Below are 914 nucleotides of genomic sequence, written 5' to 3' on the forward strand. Positions count from 1 at the left end.
GGTGCCCGCCGGGCCGTCAGGTCAGCAGGGCGCGCATCCGGTCGATCTCCACGGTCTGCTGGGTGAGCACGTCACCGGCCATCTCCTCGATCAGCACGTTGTTGCCGTCGGACAGCGCCTCGGTGGCCATGGTGACCGCCCCCTGGTGATGGGCGATCATGAGCGTGAGGAACAGCCGGTCGAACTCCTCGCCCCGGGCCGCCCGCAACTCCTCCACCTGGGCCTCGGTCGCCATCCCGGCCATGGCGGAGTGGTCGTGCGCCTCCTCCTCGCGCCCTTCGCCGCCGTGGTTCGTCAGCCAGCCCTCCATGGCGCCGATCTCGGGCCGCTGCCCCGCCGCGATGCGCTCCGCCAGCCGCTTCACGGACGCGGAGGAGGCACGTTCCGGGACGAGCGAGGTGAGGAGGACGGCCTGCTTGTGGTGTTCGATCATCATGCGCGCGTACCGGAAGTCGGCGGAGTTGGGGCTGTCGTTCCCGGCGGCCTTCACCGCCTCGCCGGGGGACAGGGTCCTGGCCGGTTCGCCCGGCCTGCCGGGTGCCACCACCACGGGGCCCGTGGCCGCCGCCCGGGCCTCCCCGTCGCCGCCGTCCGCGTCGCAGGCGCCCAGGGCCAGTACGGCGGCGGCGAGCGCACCGAGGGCGGCTGCGCGTCCGCGTGCGAGCTGAGGGGGTATCAACACGTCGACCTCCTGTGCCGTACGGATGTGTCGCAGACCGTCCTCCCCCTTCCGCGGAGGGCTGACCGGAAACTTTCATGACATCTCTGTTGCCGTCTGTTGGTGTGTACATGATACGAGCGATACTGCCGAGGTCCAGGAACCGTTCACCAGCGGACGGACACAAGGAGGAATCTGTGACCTCGTTGCACACCACCAGCGTGCGGCGCAGACGTCTGGGAGTGGCGGGGGGCGG

General features: G+C 70.7%; 1 protein-coding gene. It reads right to left on the reverse strand.

Annotated elements, in window-relative coordinates:
* Window positions 1-16: 16 nt before the first annotated feature.
* Window positions 17-682: a DUF305 domain-containing protein gene (locus IH13_RS0126190; protein ID WP_031088422.1), complete on the reverse strand. Its 666-nt coding sequence runs from the start codon at window positions 680-682 to the stop codon at window positions 17-19.
* Window positions 683-914: the final 232 nt, after the last annotated feature.

Origin of the sequence: Streptomyces sp. NRRL WC-3549 (genome assembly GCF_000721935.1) — a bacterium.
In the GTDB taxonomy this organism is placed as follows: domain Bacteria; phylum Actinomycetota; class Actinomycetes; order Streptomycetales; family Streptomycetaceae; genus Streptomyces.